Source organism: Escherichia sp. XD33 (assembly GCF_019375075.1).
Classification (GTDB): Bacteria; Pseudomonadota; Gammaproteobacteria; order Enterobacterales; family Enterobacteriaceae; genus Enterobacter; species Enterobacter flexneri_A.
Window position 1 is genome coordinate 1 of sequence record NZ_JAENDM010000165.1, and the last position, 1,691, is coordinate 1,691.

A 1,691-nucleotide genomic window follows, 5' to 3' on the forward strand; every position below is an offset into this window, starting at 1 on the left:
CGTACGGCCCACAGAATGATGTCACGCTGAAAATGCCGGCCTTTGAATGGGTTCATGTGCAGCTCCATCAGCAAAAGGGGATGATAAGTTTATCACCACCGACTATTTGCAACAGTGCCACTGATCCGTTCTCAAGTATTGATACAGGGTTTCGCGACTGATTCCGAATTCACGAGCAAGCTTGGTCTTTTGCTCGCCAGCCTCGACACGTTGGCGCAGTTCGGCAATACGCTCAGACGACAGGGATTTCTTCCTGCCACGGTAAGCCCCGCGTTGCTTGGCGAGCGCAATACCCTCGCGCTGACGCTCGCGGATCAGGGCGCGCTCGAACTCGGCGAACGCGCCCATCACCGAGAGCATCAGGTTCGCCATCGGAGAGTCTTCGCCAGTAAAACTGAGGTGTTCCTTGACGAATTCGATATGCACGCCGCGTTGTGTCAGCGTTTGCACGATCCGGCGCAAATCATCGAGATTGCGCGCCAGGCGATCCATGCTATGCACCACCACGGTGTCGCCGGTGCGGGCGAAGCTTATCAGCGCTTCCAGTTGCGGACGCTTGACATCCTTGCCGGATGCCTTGTCGCTAAAAGCGCGATCAACCTTGACGCCTTCCAGTTGCCGTTCCGGGTTCTGGTCGAAGGTGCTGACCCTGATATACCCAATGCGCTGTCCAGTCATGGAATTCCCTGCAAAATGTCAGGGAAGACTCTATGACCTTCAACGAGATATGTCAATAAATTCAAAATTCAATCCTATCCTGACGCAATTTACACATGGCATCTGACATCAGGTTAGGGTATGCCTCAACCTGACGGCGGCGAATCACAAGCGTCCGGTTTGACGCTGGTTTCGGTCGCAGTGCTGGCCCGCGCCTGGAAGCGCTGATAGCACTCCAGCCCGCAGAAATGCTCCACGTACTCGGCCCCTTCCGGCGTGAAGGCGGCATCGAGCGGGATTTCCTTGCAGCACACGCAGCAACTGGTGCTCGGTTCATTGGCGTTCATGGTGGTGTTCCTCCATTGGTTGACGAAGCCGACGAAGGCCGCCGCCGGCATCGGCCTGGCGAACAGGAAACCCTGCACCGTGTCGCAACCCGCCTGCCGCAACCACGCAAGGCAGTCGGGTGTTTCCACACCCTCGGCTACCACCTCCATTGTCGTTTTCAGAAGACGGCTGCACTGAACGTCAGAAGCCGACTGCACTATAGCAGCGGAGGGGTTGGATCCATCAGGCAACGACGGGCTGCTGCCGGCCATCAGCGGACGCAGGGAGGACTTTCCGCAACCGGCCGTTCGATGCGGCACCGATGGCCTTCGCGCAGGGGTAGTGAATCCGCCAGGATTGACTTGCGCTGCCCTACCTCTCACTAGTGAGGGGCGGCAGCGCATCAAGCGGTGAGCGCACTCCGGCACCGCCAACTTTCAGCACATGCGTGTAAATCATCGTCGTAGAGACGTCGGAATGGCCGAGCAGATCCTGCACGGTTCGAATGTCGTAACCGCTGCGGAGCAAGGCCGTCGCGAACGAGTGGCGGAGGGTGTGCGGTGTGGCGGGCTTCGTGATGCCTGCTTGTTCTACGGCACGTTTGAAGGCGCGCTGAAAGGTCTGGTCATACATGTGATGGCGACGCACGACACCGCTCCGTGGATCGGTCGAATGCGTGTGCTGCGCAAAAACCCAGAACCACGGCC

1 protein-coding gene and 2 pseudogenes are annotated in these 1,691 nt (G+C 58.4%); all 3 read right to left on the reverse strand.

The window, feature by feature from the left end:
- Positions 1–102: 102 nt before the first annotated feature.
- Entirely contained in the window at positions 103–678 is a 576-nt protein-coding gene (locus tag K0778_RS25860) for a recombinase family protein (protein WP_072740834.1), read from the reverse strand.
- A 125-nt stretch (positions 679–803) separates the two neighbouring features.
- A pseudogene (locus K0778_RS28745) lies at positions 804–1,154 on the reverse strand (DUF3330 domain-containing protein); the annotation flags it as partial.
- A 202-nt stretch (positions 1,155–1,356) separates the two neighbouring features.
- Positions 1,357–1,691: pseudogene (gene intI1 / locus K0778_RS25870) on the reverse strand (class 1 integron integrase IntI1); the annotation flags it as partial.